Genomic DNA, 1361 nt, shown 5'->3' on the forward strand with positions numbered 1-1361 from the left:
GTCCGGATCAAAACGCCGGAGGTATGAATACGAGCCCACCTCTATCCCAATTGTATCCAGGTCAAGGGCCACATTCGCCACCTCCTACACAATCCGAGGTGCCGATTCCCATTTTACCACTTTTCACCAGGAATTCTCAAGTTTCTTAAATGCAAAAAATGCTAGTTCCTAACCCTTAGATAGTAAGCGTAAAATAACCCCCACCTTTCTGAGGTGGGGGCTTGAAAAAACTAATTATTCACCCGGCAAACAGAAGGCAAAGTTGCCGACCACGGCAGGAGCTGATCCAGGGCTTCTTTATCCTGCGTGTCCAGGTTGGACAGCCTTTCGAAGAGGTAAATGAGATAGTGGAAGGGATTTAATCCATTCTCCTTGGCTGTTTCTATGAAACGGCAAATATTCTTCCAGGTATTTTAAACACCACCTTTCCAAATGCTCATTAAGTTCCTCCAGGCTGTTTACTTTAGGTAGGGGAACAAAGCAGTTATGCCGCACCAGGCGCACTCCATTTTCCACCAGCCCCTTTTCATGAGCTTCATAGGGAAGGCAGAATTCCGGTTGAAAGAGATAATGGAGGCGCAAAGTTTGAAGGTATGAGCTCTCTTGGCGACGCCGGCCAGAGAAAATTTGCGCTACCGGGGTTTTGAGATTGTCGTAGGCCATATGGGTAGGCACACCGCCCAAGAAATTAAAAGAGCGCACATGACCATCCAAAACAGCTTCGGCATTTTCCCTAAGATAGGCGCGGGCAAAAAGAGCACGGGAACCGCATAAACGCAGAAGAAAAACGTGTACTTTAATAATGTTACCTTGAAGCTCTACTAAGGCTTCAAACCAGTCGCTTTGCGCCCAGCCGCTGAGACCAAAATCCATGGGTAAAAATATCTCCTTGGGCTGTGCCTGGCGCCAGCGACGTACGTAAAGACGAACTGTAGCTTCGCTCCCCTGGTAACCGTGTTCCTCCCTTAAACGCTCAAAAATACGCTTGGCTGTATGCCGCTGTTTGGGCGGCCGCCATTGATCTTCCTTAAGCCACTGGTGTGTGATAGGCTTCGGCCGAAAGCTTAAGAAGGGGTCGAGGATAGAAAGGCCTAAGACCGGCCCATCGGCAAGGATGCCAGCTGTCGAGGGAACCCCGCCTTAAGCTTTTAGGCCGAGCAAAAGTCCTGCCCGCGAGGGAAACTTTCGCGAGCGAAAGCCAAGCAGGCCCTGGAATAAAAACTGGGGATAACTCAGGCTTTATACCCCTTTTTTATACCCCTTTACACCCAAAGTAAAATAACATAAACTAAAGAAAAAACAGGAGAAACCGGAAATGCCCATAGACCACGACGCCATATTCAAGGAGCTCATCACCAACT

Annotated in this window: 2 pseudogenes; both read right to left on the reverse strand. The window is 48.6% G+C overall.

Annotated elements, in window-relative coordinates:
* Positions 1-230: 230 nt before the first annotated feature.
* Positions 231-386 (reverse strand): annotated as a pseudogene (locus AC1BI1_RS15300) (transposase domain-containing protein); the annotation flags it as partial.
* Between the two features lie 34 nt (positions 387-420).
* A pseudogene (istA, locus tag AC1BI1_RS15305) lies at positions 421-1116 on the reverse strand (IS21 family transposase); the annotation flags it as partial.
* Positions 1117-1361: the final 245 nt, after the last annotated feature.

The organism is Thermanaeromonas sp. DSM 22490 (assembly GCF_056378755.1).